The organism is Fictibacillus sp. WQ 8-8, assembly GCF_024494405.1.
GTDB lineage: Bacteria > Bacillota > Bacilli > Bacillales > Fictibacillaceae > Fictibacillus_C > Fictibacillus_C marinisediminis.
Genome location: NZ_JAMXKG010000024.1, coordinates 13,545 through 31,185, shown reverse-complemented (window position 1 = coordinate 31,185; position 17,641 = coordinate 13,545). Strand labels below are relative to the sequence as shown.

General features: G+C 37.0%; 21 protein-coding genes. 2 read left to right on the top strand and 19 right to left on the bottom strand.

Annotated elements, in window-relative coordinates; translation table 11 throughout:
- Window positions 1-225: 225 nt before the first annotated feature.
- From M1K46_RS24385 to M1K46_RS24350, 8 genes are all read right to left on the bottom strand, one after another.
- Window positions 226-573 (bottom strand): VOC family protein, encoded by a 348-nt coding sequence (locus M1K46_RS24385; RefSeq protein ID WP_256228041.1) that lies wholly within the window; start codon window positions 571-573, stop codon window positions 226-228.
- 283 nt (window positions 574-856) lie between these two features.
- Window positions 857-1,777 carry a dihydrodipicolinate synthase family protein gene (locus M1K46_RS24380; RefSeq protein ID WP_256228039.1) on the bottom strand — a complete coding sequence of 307 codons (921 nt, stop codon included), beginning with the start codon at window positions 1,775-1,777 and terminating at the stop codon, window positions 857-859.
- A 576-nt stretch (window positions 1,778-2,353) separates the two neighbouring features.
- A complete protein-coding gene (locus M1K46_RS24375) occupies window positions 2,354-2,818 on the bottom strand; it encodes a CBO0543 family protein (protein ID WP_256228037.1) in 465 nt (154 codons plus the stop codon).
- Entirely contained in the window at window positions 2,730-3,920 is a 1,191-nt protein-coding gene (locus tag M1K46_RS24370) for a DUF2515 domain-containing protein (protein WP_256228036.1), read from the bottom strand. Before M1K46_RS24370 ends, M1K46_RS24375 begins: the two co-directional genes overlap by 89 nt.
- Before the next feature lie 813 nt (window positions 3,921-4,733).
- Window positions 4,734-5,609, bottom strand: coding sequence for a LysR family transcriptional regulator (locus tag M1K46_RS24365; RefSeq protein WP_062231950.1), 876 nt, complete (start codon window positions 5,607-5,609; stop codon window positions 4,734-4,736).
- A gap of 95 nt (window positions 5,610-5,704) precedes the next feature.
- Complete coding sequence (locus M1K46_RS24360; protein ID WP_256228044.1) at window positions 5,705-5,827, bottom strand: ATP-dependent Clp protease proteolytic subunit; 123 nt, start codon at window positions 5,825-5,827, stop codon at window positions 5,705-5,707.
- Window positions 5,828-6,878: 1,051 nt separating this feature from the next.
- Window positions 6,879-7,433 carry a GNAT family N-acetyltransferase gene (locus M1K46_RS24355; protein WP_256228034.1) on the bottom strand — a complete coding sequence of 185 codons (555 nt, stop codon included), beginning with the start codon at window positions 7,431-7,433 and terminating at the stop codon, window positions 6,879-6,881.
- 662 nt (window positions 7,434-8,095) lie between these two features.
- The gene (locus M1K46_RS24350) at window positions 8,096-8,323 is read right to left on the bottom strand and encodes a hypothetical protein (protein WP_256228033.1); all 228 of its coding nucleotides are present in this window, start codon (window positions 8,321-8,323) and stop codon (window positions 8,096-8,098) included.
- Window positions 8,324-8,587: 264 nt separating this feature from the next.
- On the opposite strand from M1K46_RS24350, the gene M1K46_RS24345 reads away from it, so the two are divergent.
- Both M1K46_RS24345 and M1K46_RS24340 read left to right on the top strand, forming a co-directional pair.
- Window positions 8,588-8,884 (top strand): hypothetical protein, encoded by a 297-nt coding sequence (locus tag M1K46_RS24345; protein WP_256228032.1) that lies wholly within the window; start codon window positions 8,588-8,590, stop codon window positions 8,882-8,884.
- Window positions 8,885-9,022: 138 nt separating this feature from the next.
- Window positions 9,023-9,412, top strand: a complete 390-nt coding sequence (locus tag M1K46_RS24340; RefSeq protein WP_256228031.1) for a hypothetical protein — start codon at window positions 9,023-9,025, stop codon at window positions 9,410-9,412.
- Window positions 9,413-9,451: 39 nt separating this feature from the next.
- Here M1K46_RS24340 and M1K46_RS24335 read toward each other — a convergent pair whose 3' ends face one another.
- The 11 genes from M1K46_RS24335 to M1K46_RS24285 all read right to left on the bottom strand — a co-directional run bounded on the left by M1K46_RS24335 (window position 9,452) and on the right by M1K46_RS24285 (window position 17,595).
- Window positions 9,452-10,045 carry a hypothetical protein gene (locus M1K46_RS24335; RefSeq protein ID WP_256228030.1) on the bottom strand — a complete coding sequence of 198 codons (594 nt, stop codon included), beginning with the start codon at window positions 10,043-10,045 and terminating at the stop codon, window positions 9,452-9,454.
- A 353-nt stretch (window positions 10,046-10,398) separates the two neighbouring features.
- Window positions 10,399-10,533: a hypothetical protein gene (locus tag M1K46_RS24330; RefSeq protein WP_256228029.1), complete on the bottom strand. Its 135-nt coding sequence runs from the start codon at window positions 10,531-10,533 to the stop codon at window positions 10,399-10,401.
- A 47-nt stretch (window positions 10,534-10,580) separates the two neighbouring features.
- The gene (locus M1K46_RS24325; RefSeq protein ID WP_256228028.1) at window positions 10,581-10,868 is read right to left on the bottom strand and encodes a phage holin; all 288 of its coding nucleotides are present in this window, start codon (window positions 10,866-10,868) and stop codon (window positions 10,581-10,583) included.
- The gene (locus M1K46_RS24320; RefSeq protein WP_305586328.1) at window positions 10,861-11,226 is read right to left on the bottom strand and encodes a peptidoglycan-binding domain-containing protein; all 366 of its coding nucleotides are present in this window, start codon (window positions 11,224-11,226) and stop codon (window positions 10,861-10,863) included. Before M1K46_RS24320 ends, M1K46_RS24325 begins: the two co-directional genes overlap by 8 nt.
- Before the next feature lie 10 nt (window positions 11,227-11,236).
- On the bottom strand, window positions 11,237-11,563 hold the full coding sequence (locus M1K46_RS24315; protein WP_256228024.1) for a hypothetical protein: 327 nt from the start codon (window positions 11,561-11,563) through the stop codon (window positions 11,237-11,239).
- Window positions 11,532-11,777 carry a hypothetical protein gene (locus tag M1K46_RS24310; RefSeq protein WP_256228023.1) on the bottom strand — a complete coding sequence of 82 codons (246 nt, stop codon included), beginning with the start codon at window positions 11,775-11,777 and terminating at the stop codon, window positions 11,532-11,534. The genes M1K46_RS24315 and M1K46_RS24310 overlap by 32 nt, the downstream gene beginning before the upstream one ends.
- 261 nt (window positions 11,778-12,038) lie before the next feature.
- Window positions 12,039-12,950, bottom strand: a complete 912-nt coding sequence (locus tag M1K46_RS24305; RefSeq protein WP_256228022.1) for a hypothetical protein — start codon at window positions 12,948-12,950, stop codon at window positions 12,039-12,041.
- A 301-nt stretch (window positions 12,951-13,251) separates the two neighbouring features.
- On the bottom strand, window positions 13,252-14,355 hold the full coding sequence (locus M1K46_RS24300) for a GerAB/ArcD/ProY family transporter (RefSeq protein ID WP_256228020.1): 1,104 nt from the start codon (window positions 14,353-14,355) through the stop codon (window positions 13,252-13,254).
- A gap of 16 nt (window positions 14,356-14,371) precedes the next feature.
- Window positions 14,372-14,605 carry a hypothetical protein gene (locus M1K46_RS24295; protein ID WP_256228019.1) on the bottom strand — a complete coding sequence of 78 codons (234 nt, stop codon included), beginning with the start codon at window positions 14,603-14,605 and terminating at the stop codon, window positions 14,372-14,374.
- Between the two features lie 4 nt (window positions 14,606-14,609).
- Window positions 14,610-15,809, bottom strand: coding sequence for a Ger(x)C family spore germination protein (locus M1K46_RS24290; RefSeq protein ID WP_256228018.1), 1,200 nt, complete (start codon window positions 15,807-15,809; stop codon window positions 14,610-14,612).
- Between the two features lie 238 nt (window positions 15,810-16,047).
- Window positions 16,048-17,595: a spore germination protein gene (locus M1K46_RS24285; protein ID WP_256228017.1), complete on the bottom strand. Its 1,548-nt coding sequence runs from the start codon at window positions 17,593-17,595 to the stop codon at window positions 16,048-16,050.
- Window positions 17,596-17,641: the final 46 nt, after the last annotated feature.

Below are 17,641 nucleotides of genomic sequence, written 5' to 3'. Positions count from 1 at the left end.
TTGTTTGTTCTGCATTTTAAACTTCATAGTAGGGCTTCCTCCTAGATGGTTGTTTGGGATACATTCATCTTACTGAGGAGCCCTATTTTTATCAAAGATCAAAATTAGCCATCTACAGGAATGCTAACCTGCCCCTTTAGTTCCATAAGAAAAAGCCGCCTTTAAGACAGCTCCGATCTTTAGCTAACGCACCCGTTAGCTCAATAGCAAATGAATTACAACTCGCTATTTCTCCCAAAGCTCGACCAGTCGACCTTCTGGATCTTCAATCCAAATAAACTTTCCATATTCACTAATCTCATTTTTCTTTGCAAGAGGTACACCAATATGTTCGAGATGCTTAATAGTCTCGTCTAGATTATGTACTTGGAAATTTAACATCACTTGTTGTTCTATTGGAAAATAACTGTCATTCTCGGTAAAGAAAGAAAAGATAGTTTCATTTCCTGATTGGGGTTTTATCATAGCCCCATTCCAATTTTCCATATCAATCTTCAACACTTCACTGTACCATTTTTTTACAACTTCAAGATTCTTAGTTCTCCAAAATATTCCTCCAAAACCTTTTATCATCTTATCTAACTCCTGTCCGTCATCAAATTTTTAGCTATTTCCTTTTTCAACATTACTGCTTCGTTCGATTATTAAATTCAGCAAAAAGGTGCGTAATCCTTCTTGGATCAACGCACCCGTTAGTTCAATTGGAAATCTTTTTTTCGGCATAATCCATTCTACACATGGTCCAATCAAAACTTGTTTTTTGATTTTTCCACACAGGTTCCAAAAGCTTAATAATAATTCTTACTTCAACATTTCTTTTTAAAAGTTCTCCAAATATTATTGTGTTAAAAACGGTTTAGTTTGACGAAGGTATGGCTTGATTCAATACTTTATCCATACATCGCTGTATTTTTTCCTTCTTTTCAGCACTTAAAGGACGTGAAGGTGCCAATACATCGGTAGAGATCTCGATTCCCCGCATCCGTATGGCTTCTTTCGCTACATTCACAAAAGGAGAATCGAGTTTATATAAAAGGGGAAATGGCGCTAACTTTTTGTGTAATTCAATGGCTTTCCCGTAGTTTCCTTCCTTAAAAGATTGATAGAGGCCAACAGTAAGCTCAGGAATAAAATTGGCTGTTAACGGGATGGCACCGTCCCCGCCAACAGATAATGTATTTAATAAGTGATCATCGTATCCAGAGAGAACCGCAAAATCTTCTTTAAAGGACTTCACCGTTAAGATCATTTCCCTGGTATGCCCCACTGATTCAACCGTTTCTTTAATGCCCACGATATTTGGATGCGATTTCACAAGCTTAAGTACAAATTCTGGTGATAAATCTTGTCCTGTTAATCCAGGGAAATTGTAGAGCAGAATGGGTAAATCAATCGCTTCAGCAATATCGGCATAATGTTGAAAAAGATTCTCCTCTGTAAGCTGCCAATAATAAGGGTTAATGACAACAATACCGTCTGCTCCAGCCTCTTTTGCATGCATACTTAATGAAATGGTTTCTAGTGTGCTTGGAGTACCGGTTCCAATGAGAACGGGGACTCGGCCGTTAACATACTGAATGGCAAATTCAGTTACAGCTTTTCTTAATTCAACCGTCATCTGGCTGAATTCACCACCTGTCCCTAAAAAGAACAGTCCATCTACTTTTGATTCAATTAAGAAATCAATCAGATTTCCCATACCCTTTTCATCTAGTCGTCCATCTTTATGTAATATGGTTGGAATCGGTGGAATAACACCTTGGAATTTTGCTGACATATGATCTCTCCTTTTTTAAAAATTGATTAATAGTATTAAAGCAGATCTGAGCTATATATATACCTCCTTTCCACCTAAAGGATTTTATAATATCAAACAAGGTTTCAATTCTCTGAATATATCATAACATTTTTTCTGAAAAATTAGAATTATATGCCAATGGGATTAACGGACTGTAGTGTCCTTGGTACCGGACTCAATTGTTCTATTGTACGCAAAAAAACAACTAGGATGTACCTGGCTGCTCTTTTACTGATTATTCTTATCTTTTATGTATTTATTTAAGTATACCAAACTACTACGGCTATACATGCTATAGCGCCTGCCACCATGTGCTTAATTTCATTTGCCATCAAGCTATTCAGGTAAATTATGAAAAAACTTGATTTCTAAACAAATGGGGTTGTTTTTGTAGCAATCAAAACGGTTTTACAAAATCCACTTTTTCACTCGAAGCGAGTCATTTGGCCGCTGTTGACGTTAGCTCACTATAAACAGAAATTTAGTTAGGTGGTTTAGAAAGGGGATACCTTATAAACTAGATGCAATTCTTTTATTTCGATAACACAGTCGTGGTTATTGAAACCATCGATAAAATTTCCATATAAAGAACATGAAGATGTTGTATCCGAAAAATGAATAAGAATGATGCCACGCTTCGCTATGAGTAAACAATCCTAATTTCTCTCCAAACTGTTCGGAAATACTTATACAAAGTCCAATTAAAACGATAAATAGAATTCTTAAAAGCTGAGGCAACTTTTTTACGATCCGTAAAAAGAGAGCAGTAAAGATTGGCAATATCAATAATGTAAAGGCAACATTGATGGTAAATACATCTGGGAATGGTCTTGCTGGAAAGGCATACATATGTTTTCCGACAAACAGTAAGTCCAAATACGTTCCTGTGAAAGAAGAGAAAATGATGGTGGCTACAAAAGCTCCTTGATGGCTACTCTTCTTCTGCCTCTTCGCGGAGAAGGACGTTTTTTTTTGCCATAATGGCCAGTTCAATTTTTTCAAGTGTTTTGCAGTATTCATCATAAATTTTCCCATTTGTAGTTTCTCCCTTATCAATTAAGTAGTCAATGATATTCCAGTCTTCAAACCAGTCTCCGCTTTCAGGGTCTTCGTGATTAACATCTTTCCATGCGTATATTAATCGAGGACTGAATAAACGATGTGCCCCTTTTCTTAATTGGCATTTTTTTATCCGCCGTTTATAAAAGGCACGGGAGAATGACTCGTTTACATCATAAAACAAATGCGGCCAGTAGTCTTTTCTCGAACCGGTATGTGGATGATCATGAGCCCAATCGACTACTCCAGATAAGATGTTCTCACGGCAAAACAACAGTGAGTATAATCGCTTGCCCAGCAAAATCCGTTCATGAAGGGAGGTGAAATGCTTCATTGTATCACCGACTAACAATGTTTCTCGTTTGGTCTCATCCTTATAGAATGGAAAAAGAATGTGATTAAAGCGAAAAAAATCATAAAGTTTGAATCCAACGCTATTTAGCACAGTCTTTTTAAAATGGGCTTTTTGAATAACCTTTTTTTCTAAATAGCTTTGTTCATTGATAACAGTAGCAATAGCTAACGTATAGCGGTCGCCCGTCCTCCAAAAATGATTCCACATCGTTTCCATAAACGTTGACACATTGAAAAAAGGTAGAAGATGAAACAGTTTTTTGGATCTTTTCACACTTTGTTCATACAACAAAAATTGTGGATATACATCCAGGAAGATTAACCAGTTCCCTCGTTCCAAAAAAGAAAAGTAGGTGAGTTGATCTTTTTCAGACAATAGTCTCGTATATAACTCCCCTTTTAAATCCGTCATATTCCAACCGCCATTACGCGATACCATATGTCCAAGTAGTGCCCAATGGATTTCTGGGTATCGGAGGTAAAACTGATAATAGGCATGCGTACGTGTCACATTATTTTTATTGCGTTGTCTTGTACATTCTTTAATTTCATGAATTAGCATTTTCTCTTCTTCCGTTAATTCCCACGATTTAACAGAAGCTTGTTTGCTTTTACCTTTTTTCTTTAATTCATGTTTGACATCTAAAAGTAAATATGGAAACGTATAGGAATAACTATTCCATTTCCTTTTCCAATCGTTGTTATGCATCCCTCTTCCTCCCGTTAACATGAATGTTGCTCTTTCAAGGGCGATTAGGTTAATGTGGGGAATACCATAAGATGATCAATTTTTCAATCTATTCAAAAGAAATGAATCTTCTACTCTACTAGTAACAAAGGGGCTACTATCATTTTATTACGAACATTAGGAATAAATGATGATCGTTTTTTCAACAACCCAACGTGATACAGTGCTTTTAGCTTTTTCTTTTGTCGATAGAAATTGTTACCGAGAGATGCAGCCCCCATATCTTGCAAGCTTGGAATGGCACCCTCTAACATGTTAAGTACAAACTGCCGTTTAGTGTACACCATGACCTCAAGGTAATTGTTTAAATATCCTCAAAACAAGAAAATCCGTTCTCTTCTTGTCATGATTCTTCTGGATCCCTAAAAAAAGGAATTCTTAAAAATAAGAATTCCTTTTTTTAGCCATGTTTCAATTAGTCTTTAAAAAATCATGGTTATATATTTCTTCCATTCTATTAAGTTGAGCAAATCGTTCATACTCAATAGGTAATTTTATTTAATGTTCGTAATCCAGTGATCACCGTTTTGAACAAGCCTTGCTTTCCTCCATGTTTTCCTTCATTAAATGAAACGTCAAGGCTTGCTCCCTTTATTTCTCCGTATCCCAAAGTATAATTCACTTTTCCGGGAGTTAGGCTTAGCTTTGTTTACCTTTACATTTACATACTACGCTTATTTTCATATGAAAAATAAGCGTACTTCCTCCCCCGGTTCCAATAAATATCAAATTTACTTTGATGTGCATCATAAGAAAAGGGCATAATTACGAGAATCATGTGAAATGTTCGTTTAACCATAAGGTCGATGCTGCTATAAATTTTTCGGCAGCTGGCGGAAGATTTTTGAAGGATATCGAACCAATGCCGATGGAGGAAATTGCTCGATCATCTGAAAGGGGTATTTTTTTTACACCATCAGGAAGATTATGTAAAGCGATGTCTGGCAGGATGGCTACACCAAGGGAGTTTTTTACCATCGAGATAACAGCATGTTCATCGTCTAAATGAAAAGCAATTTCAGGAGAAAGTTTATTTGATTTCAAAATGTAATGGATGATTTTAAGGGTAGAATTTTGGACAATCAGCTTCTCTTCATTCAGTGCATTTGTCTTTATAGAATTTTCAGCACCAAGATGGTGGGTTTCCGGCACAACACAGCAAAACGCTTCTCGCTTTAAATGAAGAACCTCCAGATCGGCAGCAGGCAGCATTAAAAAACCGAAATCTACAATCCCCTGTGAAATCCACAGAGAGATTTCCTCCTGTTTCCCCTCCATAATGTCTACTTTTATATGAGGATATTGATCCATGAATTTTTTCAATATTCCAGGAAGCCATACAGCAGAAATAGATGAAAATGTGCCAATCCTAACAGTCCCTATTTCTAGTCCTCTTATTTCCCCAGCCTCCTGAAGCATTTTTTCATTTAAATATAGAATCTCCCTAATATATAACAACATTCGCTCACCGTTTACGGTTAGCCTGATGCCTGCTTTATTACGGGTTAATAAGGAAAACCCCAGCTCTTTTTCCAAGCTGGAAATGGCATGACTTACCCCTGATTGGGAAATATTTAACGATTCACTTGCTTTTGTTAAGCTGCCAAGTTCTACTACTGTATGAAATATTTCATATTTGCCTATCGACAAATTCATCCCTCTTTATATTAGTTTTACTCATAATATAACATAAAAAATGAATTAACTTCATCATATTCCGACAATGAAAGAGACTGTTTGAAACATCATTTCGGAAAAATGATTTCATCTATAATCCCATACTCTTTAGCCTCTTCAGCACTCATAAAGTAACCCCGGTCAGTATCTTTAGCCACTGCTGTGTTCCTTATTCCATTAAAGCGCCCGATTACGGAAGATCAACTTATTATATAGAAAAGATCATCCGTTTTCTTTTTAATGTCCTGCCATCATTGCTGCATTCGCGTCTTTTGTTTCATCATCTGGTGCATGTTCCGGCTGTTGTTTGGGTCTACGAAGGATTGTTCCTAGAAGTGCCCCAGCTAATACAATCTCTGCAGCATAATTGTTGCAAATTTAAAGGAAGAAAAACCCTATTTTATAAAACTAATGACTAACAAAAAATGATATCTAAATATACGATCATTTTGTGGTAGCGTCAGGAACCGCATATTTACAAAGTTAAGGAAATTCCAATATTAAAAAGCCCAATTTTTTAGCATTAATCTTAAGAAATTGGGCTTTTTTTCGTTACTCCATTAAAGCGCCCTTTAATAGAGTAAGGAAAATAATCGTATTAAACTATTACACGAGGAGGGTAAGAACAAACTCTTCTACGTTCTCGCCACGTGCGTTGGAAAACCGCTATCATCACCCGAGATTGTAAATCCATATCTCTCCAGAACCTTGAGTTACCCGATGTTGTCCTTAACTGTACGAGCATATAGGGGACGGATTATTTAGAAAGTAACCCGTGAATAAATTCAAATAATCAATTTAAAAAACTTAAATCTCTTAAAATTTGGTTGTCAAAATGTGGTCAATGATTATTCCGACAAATAAAACTGATCACTAAAACCACAAACAAAAAACCCCTGACACCAACGGTATCAGGGGTTTTGAATCTTAATACATGGACATATATTGTTCGCGTTCCCAAGGGTGAACTTGTGTGCGGAACATATCTCACCCTTTTTTTTCTTTTTAAAGTATGCTCAAATTGCTGTAAAATCAGCTTTTATACTTTTTTGGTTTTTAAAATATTTCATATCTTTTTAAATTATTTTGGTCCGATTTTGGTCGTGATTTTGGTCCGACTAAATTAAAGGATATTAAAGATTTATTAAGGATTTATAAATTATTTTCCTTGTTAATCCTCCACAATCGCACCCGATTGTGGAATATCATATGTGACCTTATTGAAGATATTCATCCATTAGTTTAAGAAGACTGTTCCCACTCTTTTTTTAAAATCCCCATTTTTATTGCATCAAAATATTTACCGTCTACTATTCTTGCTTGCCTTATTCTTGCTTCTTCTTTCATCCCCAATTTTTCTGCAACCTTCATCATTCTTACATTTCCTGACCAAGTTGACATCCCTAATCGATGCAAATCAGTAGACCTGAATAGGAAATCAATCCAAAGTTTATAAGCCTCAGTACCATATCCACCGTTCCAATAATTTTTATCATAAATAACGATTCCTGTTTCTAGCCATTTAGTGTTTTTATCTACCCAATAAGAACCTACCGCTCCAATTAATTTATCTCCTACAAAAATAATTAATGTACTAGGTATGTTTGGGATAATTTCAAAGTCTTTCTCCCAGCTTTTTAGAAATTCTTCTTTTGTCATTTTAGGTTCAGGTATATATGGACCATTCCATTTCTTCGCTTCTTGTTCCTTTTCTTCATATTTCCAATAATATAATTCATTTAGAGCTTGATTAGTAGCTTCTTTCAATACAATTTTTTGTCCAACAATTTTAACCATAAAAAGTAAGTTTCCTCCTAAGCATCTTTCGCATTCTTGTTACTAATTCATCATAGAATCCAGGTAAAAAGAATGGAGAAGATCAAATCAGAGCCACCTATACTAATGGTAGTACGAGCTGGTAATCTAACTAGGATTTGAAAAGGAGAGCTTGCCTATGAACCACAAGAAGGTAAGAATAACTTTTGCAAATTTCATAAAAGCATCGAGGCTAAAGTATTGTAAACTGAGCAAGTTTTAGAGTGGTTTCATGTTCCTTTTCATACTCCAAGAGTGTATCTCTGATTTTTGCTTATTCATCCAATGTTTTCGGCTTCATCTCGTTTACAAGAAAGTACCTGTATGTGGTCCTGGTTGTCTAAAAAGTCTTTCCTTATTTTCTTAATCACTTCAATTACGGTACGTGAAATTATATGAAAAAATGAGTAGCTACTGTCAGGTATAACAATCAAAATAATGGTGTTTTTAAGACTATAGATGGTGAGTAGTTAATGAAATAAATATTGATAACCACATTGAAACAACTGATGGATAAGGACAAGTCACCCCACTTTATCGAATACAGAAGGTATTAAAATAAAAATATAAAAACAAAAGCAAAAACACACTTCTTTACAAATGTGTGTTTTTGCTTTTAAAATCATTTTTTTCACTATTAATAATCAGTACCACCCGAACCATTCACCCCAGCGACCTACCCCAAAAGGAACAGCAAAGCCCCAATAAAAAAGAAAATAGGCTCCTCCTAAAAAAAGAGCGGTTGTACTAATTAACTCGGCATGATGAGGTTTATCGTTTGACCATCGGGCTAAACGCTTTCCAAACAACGATAAGATAATTAGAAATAAAATCACCATAATCGTTATTTGCCCAATGCCCTGAATACTCATGACAAAGGCTCCAGACCTTCTTCCCATTTAACGAGGCCTTTCAAACTACATGACTTTTTCAGAAATAAGAAAAAAGTTAGGGTTAGAACTAATACACTTTTAGGCTATATATGTATCCATCTAAAGTCACAAAAAATGTATGGACTTAACAAAGTCTTTTTTACTATTTATGGAAATTTTACAATATTATGTTGAACAGGGTCTACTTTTGTAATATATTTACAAAAGATTTACAAATTATACATAAAGAAAGAGGTTAGGGGTATGAGGATTAAAACAATTTTCAGTTCTGCATTTATTGCTTCAGCTTTATTACTTCCTACAAATTCCGCATCTGCTGCATCCGGATGGAATTATGTAGGAACTTCAACTTTTCACAAAACTAGTGTTTCAATTGAATCAACCGGTGGAGATTTTAAGGCTTGTCTTGCTCCTGGATGGGCTTGGAAAGGTTACGTTGCATTATATGAAAGGGACCCAGATGGTATCAATGAGCGCGTGGATAGTATTTTCGACTTTGGTAAATGGTTGGATCCTCAACAATGTGCAGTAAGATGTTGATAAATATGTAGACGGTGACAACAATAAAGCGGAATTCTATATATCAAAAGAATCAGGTACACTCGACGATAGCATTAAAGTTAATTTCTATGATTGATACTACACCGAAAAATAAAAGATAATTAAAGGAGTAAATATATGAAAAAATTAATCATTTCTCTTGTATTAGGATCAGCTTTATTCCTGCCAGCGAATTCAGCATTTGCATCATCTGGATGGGACTATGTAGGAGAATCCACATTTTCAAAAGCAAGTGTTCCTGTTAAATCAACTGGGGGAGACTTTAAAGTTTGCTTAGCTGAAGGTTGGTCGTGGGAAGGGTATGTAAAATTAATGGAAAACGATCCAGACGGTAAAGATGAAGTAGTTGATCCTTTGTTGGATTTTGGTAAATGGTTAGATAAAGACCATTGTGCTGTTTGGACTAATCTTGATAAATATGTTGATGGAGATAATAATAGAGCAGAATTTTACATTGTAAAAAGTCAAGGTGATGATGTTAAAATAAGAATTTATTATTATGATTAAGTAAAAAAACAATTAGGCTAAAATAGCCTAATTGTTTTTTTACTTAATCACTTTATAGTCCTGCGAAATGTGCAATACAGGTTCATAAAATACTTTGTTATTATACTTACTTGAAATACTCTGTCTAATCGTTCTGTATGAAAGGTGATTTTTATCCTTAGCATCATTCTTAATTAATACTTTCATTACTATTATTTTTTCTTTTTTATTTTTATCTTTTACTTTCATTCTAATCTTGTGAACTTTTGGTTGATTATTTTCTAGATAAATTACATTTATTATTTTGTCATCTTTTTTAAATGATTGTGATAAATCTAATACTAATTCTTTGTGAATTGGTCTAGATGAAATATAAGGTTTTAAATATTCGGTTTTCCATTTATCCTCGCTTATTGATAAATTGTAAAACGATATTTTGTTAAATAGATATGTATTAATTAATATAATAAGAATAAGAATAAGAATTCTTAATAAAAAGCCGCTAACTTTATATGTTTTTCTATCTTTAATTATATGAATAAATAAAACTATTCCTATTATAAACCAGAAGCAAAGTGCCATAATAGAAATCCCAGCATCGGAAATATCTACAACACTTTTATGAGCTTTAATTACTTTATCGATTTCATGCAAAACTTTTTCCTCCTGGAAATTTTTTATAAATAGTATCTCACTTTAATATAGTCATAAGTTTAATATCATAAATATATGTAGTTCTTTCCCAACTCCCTCTTCTAGTTATTTCCACCAAAATATTATAACTGATATATTAACCAATATGAAATAAATATTATGAATAATTTAAATTCGCCTTAATGACCACAATAAGTTTTAATACCGTACTGATCCGTTTTAAAAAAACAAACAACAAAGCCTGGATAGGCTTTTGTTGTTAACCTAAACCACATTAATATTATTACATAAATTTGAGAACGGAACTTTTCAATTTGCAACCCGCAAAAAATCTACCCTTCTGAGGGGTAACTTTATTTATTCTCTGGAACAATAAGTTTCACATTTGAACGATACATAACGATATCTCCAATGACTACTGTGATCCGCTGCTGATCATTCAGTTGATCATTAATGGCTGTGGCATCATAATTTTCTACGTTGGTCACAAACTCTTGGTTATCGTGTGTAATCACTTTGATTTTTGTTGTCGCTATTATAAAACTCCCCCTTTTGTTTTTAATGGTTCATCTCTGGTCAAAGCTCTCTGGCTATCGCCAATTCCTTCAACAGTTGGATCCTGAACAATCCCCAACATGGAAAGAGCAATAAAAATAGCATTAGCTAATGCCAACACCCAACCGCGAATTTCTTCAGTTAATTTAAAATCAGTTACCCCAATAGAGTGCACTCCTACAAGGACCAGCTGCAGGATGATCATAAGCTGGGATAAAAAAGCGGATAACCATAACCAATTTTTAAAACGAACTCTCCAATTAATCATTATTACACCCTCTCAATTTCAATTTTTTAACACCGGCTTTGATCTGCTTTTCGATAGATGCCAGCAAATTATCCGTCTCGCCGAAGGCATTGACCTGTTTTCCATCAGCGATTAACCGATGGATCGGCTTCTTTGGTTTTGGAGTAACCTTTGGCTTAGGCAGCGGATTAGTAGTTACCTTTTTCTTTTTAAGCACCTCGGCCAGCTTGGCCAAAGTTTTAGGTCCTGGAATACTATCGATAACCAATTTGTTTTTCTTCTGGAAGGATTTAATGGCTGCCGTAGTTTCGTCTCCAGGCTTTCCTTCTGCACCGAACTTTGGCAGTTTCTCTCCGGCCAACATGAGATCCACTTGCAACTTTTTAATGTTAAGGTCTGTTCCCCACCGATGAAGGAGCCTTGCCTGTTTCTGCCTTAAAAGACTGTACCTGCTTTACAAACTGAGCTTTGTCTAAACCGGTCCCCGGACAAGTCTTGGAGGCATGCTCATTGTGAAACATTACTTGAGCTCCGCATTCATACACGAGGAAGTTGTACAATTCTAATGCGGAAGACAGCTGCTTCCCTTCCAGCTTGTCATGTCCCTTGTCGATGTTTCCTACAATCTCACACATGAACGCCCCGGTGTTATATCCTTCGATACCAGCTGGAGCAATATCAAAGTTACGACCTGTGACAAACTTTCCATCTGGCATTTAGGGATACGTGCTGACCAATATAGTTCCACTTACGGACATTTAAATGATAATCCTCCATCCCACGGTTTAGATCGATGTGGTTTTTACCATCAAAGTCCGCATGATCTGGCTGGTAAGTATGATGGACCTGAGCGTATTTGTATTTCCTGCCTATCAACATTTCCTTTAATTGATCAATCGTAATGATCTTCATCGGCACTTTAGCACCCATTCTTTTTTCCCCTCCTGAAATCTTTCTTTTTTATTTGTTGAAAATAATAATAGGAATGTAAAGGGAACATCACGTTCTTTGCTCTTCAACTATTTCTTTTACCCAAGCAGGGACAGCTATTCACAGAAGTAAATTAATCGGTGGACATGAAGGATAAAGAGCTTGGCATCACCAAGCTCTTCTTTATTGAGGCATATAAGAACGTCCTAAAAACGAAAGTCCATTCACGTTATTCACCAAAGTTCCCAGGATCAAATGGATCTACATCATCGCCATCATCGCCCCTTCTCCATCGCCGGTGCCATTATCAGTGGTGCCGTCATCTTCTGTTCCATCGTCGTAAGATCCGTCATCATCATTATATTTTTCATCCGGGTCATCAATTGGCTGGACCTTCCAAAATAAGGTTCCAAGTGCAATAGGTGTATTATCGGTTAAACCACTGCCATATTCAATGAGATAGGCTTCAGAGCTATTATTGTCTGAGAATACTACACTAGCTTGCCTTGTGTCACCCGCTAGAACTGTAGCATCTCCATCTAAAACAACAGAGGTGCCATCTTTATAATAAACTTTAAACTGACCAGCCTTTAAATCATCATAATTGTAGTTATCCTCGGTGTATTTAATGGTATAAGTTTTAGCACCGGCTGCACCTTCAATTTTTATGCTTTTAAGAGTGATTCCGAGCCCAGTATCTGGAGAGTCATACCCAGATTGAGGTTCAGCAGGTTCAAGATCGCCTATAATTTCTTTTAACCGTTCAACAAGAGCATTTTTCATACTGCTTTGAGGTAATTGATCAAGAGCTGTTTTGATATCACTGTATTGAATGCGTAAATCACTATAAGGAACATCCTCATTCATGTCTTCCTCAAATTTATCAATTAGGACAGAAACTTGCACTTCTTTTTCGTATTTAGTGATATACGCTTTGGCAGGATCATAGTATTTAACTTTAAACTGAGCCCCTACAGTTCCTAATGCCGTGAAATAAGGTAAATCCTCATCAACGGCCTTTTGCAGTATGGTTAAATTTTCAACTTGTGATGATAAATCGTCTGGATCAAAGGCGTCTGTGAACTCTGATTTAGCAGCACTCATTCTGGATGCTGCACTCTTAGCTGCCTGATACTTCCCTGCATAATCTAGAATGGCTTTTACCTTTGCCAATCTTCCTAATAGATTCGTTTTAATTGAGTTAGTTGGCAGAGCATTTACGGATTTTAAGGATTTATCATAAGCTGTTTTAGTGGTACTAACTAATTACTCACCAAACACTCCATTTTTATAATTGCATGAATTGACAAGGGATAAAATGAATCCACTTTTGACAAAAAAGGCGGTGTTAGCTCGATTAGTGAATCCCGCAAACATTTCTTGAGCCAATTAGATGTATCAAAAGTTCACAAGCGGAAAGGCCTTAGCTATCGACAATCTTACTGCTAAAGAATAGAAAATATAAACGCTGAACTTACAGAGAAAGTTTTGCTTCCATTTTCTTTTTATAGGTTCCTATAATAAGAAGGAGAGTCGGGAAAATCACCGCATGGGTTAAGTCATAAAACGGCCATATTTTCATGAAAATATAGCTTAGATACATGCTGTTTTCACCCAAAGTAAGAGCAAGGGGAATCGTGATCATCCCAAAGGGGAGAAGCAAAAATTGATAATTATTCAATTTCAGCAACTGTGCCGTACCTAACGAAGCAGCATACAGATATAATGCCATTTTGAAGAAAATCGTGATAAACCAAATGGCCGCCAGAACTGCCTCAACACGTTGTATCATATCCGCAAGGTTTATCTTAGAAGCCAGCTTATAACTCGGATAGACGCTTTTTGCGGTTAAGTTCGGATCAAGAACCAAGAGTGATAACCCTGTCATGATCAGCAATACGGTTCCTCCGATCCCCCCTCCGATTAACAAACTTCTTTTGATTCCTGCCTTTTTATTAACATACGGAAGGATCATCAAGATCACAAATGTTTCCATAAACGGTAAGGCCGTAAACGAAATCGAACCCCTTAAAATAGGATGAATGCCGTGTTCAAGAACGGGATATACGTTATCCAGCTTGATTTGAGGCAATAAACAGACAACCATTACGATAAACAATAGGATAAGAAACGGGAAAAAGATTTCAGCACTTCTCGCGATGCACTCGAGGCCAAGACGGACTGCCATGATAACAACCAGAAGCATAAGAATAATGATCGCTTCCATTGGTGTCTCGACAAATATTTGCGTCGCCATGAAATCACCGATTTCGCGTAAGAGGGCTGCCAGGGACAAAAGCGGGTAGATGATAAATAATAGGGAAATGAACCAACCGATCTTACCGAAAATAACATTCGTATATTCGATCAAAGTAAGTTGTGGATATAGTTTTCCGACTGCATAGTAAAGATAACAGATCACCAACCCTAATAGCAGGCTTAATATACCCGAGATCCAGGCATCCTGGTGTGCTTCATTTGCTGGAATCGATGGCAAAATAAGAATGGAATCCCCAATGGTGATCAGCAGAAACAAGATGGTTAGCTGACGATGAGAAATTTTCACTTTTTCCACCATTCCATACGCCTCCTTATTACTGCAGAAAATGAAAAACGACTTTGCTTACTGGCTGATAAACGCTTTCCATCAAGTGAACGGGATCAGGTAGTTTCATTTGTCGAGATTTTGCGATATACGTACTTGCTCCCATCATTAAAAGAAAATAAAACACGGCCATTTCTTTGATTCGCTTTTTTTTCTTGAGAGCAGGTCCTTCCACATAAATGATGATAATTGAAACCACAAGGATCCCTGTCACTTTCCACATTTTTTTACTCCTTCGTGTCTTTAAGAATGGATTGGTTCGTTGTTCCAAATTCCCTCGTTTTAGCCTGAACGTTGATATCCACTTTTATTTTCTTAAACTCTTGGTCCCAATGCGGTTTTAACCTTTTCCACTCCTGAGGGTTCGATTTATGTATCGCATCTCCGAAACCAAAAATATCAGAATCTTTGTCCTGTGCTTTTCTAATGGCCAGCTTGATTACAGAAATAACTTTTTTCTCACTTTGTTCATTTATTTTATTTATGGTACTCTGTTTTGTAATGTCCCAATTACATTCTACATCCGCAACGTTTTGTTCCAGGTTGATATTCATCTTGATCTCCGGTTTCCCGTTTCGCACGGAACCGTGCATTTTGGACTGGCTTCGAATAACCTCCTGGGTGATTTTTCCTCCATCCGGACATTTTAGGCATCCTACGGTGCTATGTACATTTCCAATCGCATAATTGTAGCCTTTACTTTCTTTTTCATTTAACCAGCCTACGAGTTTGTCCCTTTTAAAGATCGCAATTTGTTTCGAAATTAAATGAGCATAACCATCTGATTTTAATAGATTTCCAAGAGTTTCTCCTTGATTGATGTTGCCTTTCACTTTTACTCCGCCAACGATTGGGTTTTTCCCTTCTCTAAATGAATCGGAAATAAATTCATTAATATCAATGGCGGTCGTCGGCGCCCAGGCTTTCTCAGATTCTTCTAATGAGTAAAATAAATCATTGGCAGGCAATTTTTCCAAAGGGGTTAACTGCTTTAATACGGTATCCGCTCTGCTATTTTTAGCAATCATCAAATAAAAATCAGAACGGAATTCCTGGTCTCGCCATATAAGGTCAAAAGTCTTGCTAACTCCCTGCTTAGCCAGTTCTTCACTCAATATGAGAATCCGTAAATGGGCAAAGTAGGTTTTTCTCGACGAAACCGTGATGATCCTTCTTATCGCTTCAAAGATAGTAGATCCCCTTTGAGAAAAGACCGTGACAGGCGTTTGCTGAAGACCACCTCCTCCTTGCTGGGAGATTTTACTTGGGTTGACCACTTGGACAGAAACCCGGTATCCATCTCCACTTTTGTCTATGGCCATTCCTACGGCAATGGAAATCTGATTGAGTTCTCTGCGATTCCAGCAGCCAGTCAACGTGCAAATCATAAGGGACAGAATCACTATTAAAGAAATCCATTTTTTCATGGAGTCACCTGATTCCTATAAAAAGATTAGGCTGTTTTCATAACCTTTGTTACTCTTGGGAGTGGTTGATTTCTGTTTCAGGATGCTCGCTTTCCGCGAGGGGTAAGGTGAGCTGGTAATTAAGCCTGTGGGTCTCACCTGTCCCGCTGCTCCTACCCGTAGTCTCGCACTTGGGCTATTTGCAAAAATGACCCAAAATCAACCATCTTTTAGAAAAGAGCCAAAGATTAAGTTGACCTTACTTCGGCCTTGAGTTTTCGTCGATCCGAGTCATATTTTGCTGGTTGCCGATAAGCCGTGGTCTGGAAATCAATCCCCATTGCGGCAGCCGAAAGATACTATCTTTCTGGTCCTGTAAATTAAATGGTCCAAACGGTGACATATAAGGCATTCCAAATGAACGCAGGCTCGTTAAATGGAGCACTAGTGCAAAGATTCCAATAATCATTCCAAATAATCCAAAAGAGGCAGCCAGGAACATGAAGATGAACCGCACCATTCGTAATGAAATACTCATGTTATAAGAAGGAATGGCAAAATTGGCGATTGCCGTTAGGGATACAACGATGACCATGGATGGTGAAACAATTCCAGCCAAAATTGCGGCCTGGCCAATAACGAGTGCCCCGACAATTGAAAGTGTCTGCCCAATGGTCCTAGGCATTCTAATCCCTGCTTCACGAAGAATTTCAAATGTGATCTCCATCATTAAAGCCTCAACCAATGCAGGAAAAGGGATACCTTCACGTTGTGCGGCTAAACTGATTAATAGCTGGGTAGGCAGCATTTCCTGATGGAAGGTTGTTATACCGATATAGAGCGCTGGACCAAAAATTGCGATGCACATACTAAAAAATCTAAGGATTCGAATAAGAGTCGCAATGTCAGACCGTTGCGTATAGTCCTCAGGAGATTGATAAAAATGAATAAATAAGGCAGGAACTAATAGAACGAAAGGGGATCCATCCACTAAAATGGCGACTCGTCCTTCCAACAGGCCAGCAGCAATCACATCGGGTCTCTCTGAATTAAAGATCGTTGGAAAAGGCGTGTACGTTTCATCCTGAATAAATTCCTCCAACGTCCCGCTTTCTACCAAGCCATTAAGATCGATTCGGTTTAGACGTGTACGCACTTCCTGAAGGACCTTATCATTGGCCACATCCTTAAGATACATAATCCCCACTTGGGTATGGGTAGTTCTGCCAATGGTCAATGACTCCAAGATCAAAGAAGGATCTTTTATGATTCTTCGAATTAAAGCCGTATTGGTTGGCAACTTTTCTGTAAAAGACTCTCTTGATCCCCGAACGACCGTTTGTGATGCAGGTTCTTGGACCCCTCGATGTTCCCCACCTTTAGTATTCACTGAAATTCCATAGCTTTGGCCATCCACCAAGATCACCGTGTCACCGGATAAAATGTGCATACTTACCGTTCGAATGTCAGTCACTTCATTTACACTGGAAGTCGTCACCAATAGATCTTTTAACGTCCCGACAGCTGTGTTTGAAGTTACAGTCGCAACATCATCCATGAGAATGGATTTCAGGATAGAATCCTGAAGAACTTTGTCGACCATGCCTTCTAAATAAATAACCAACAGCTTGGTTTTTTCGTTATTGAAAAAGGTAATCTGGCGTTTGATCAAATCTGTACTTCCACCAAAACGTTCACTAAGAAGATCAAGATTTTCTGAAAGACTCGGGGACAATGCCCGATTTTCAGGCGAATTTTCTTTTGTTTTTTGCGCATTTTTTACCTTTGATTTTTTAAAAAAACCCATAGCTTCTCCCTACCTTCATATCGTTTCTATCATTAACGTAATGAGT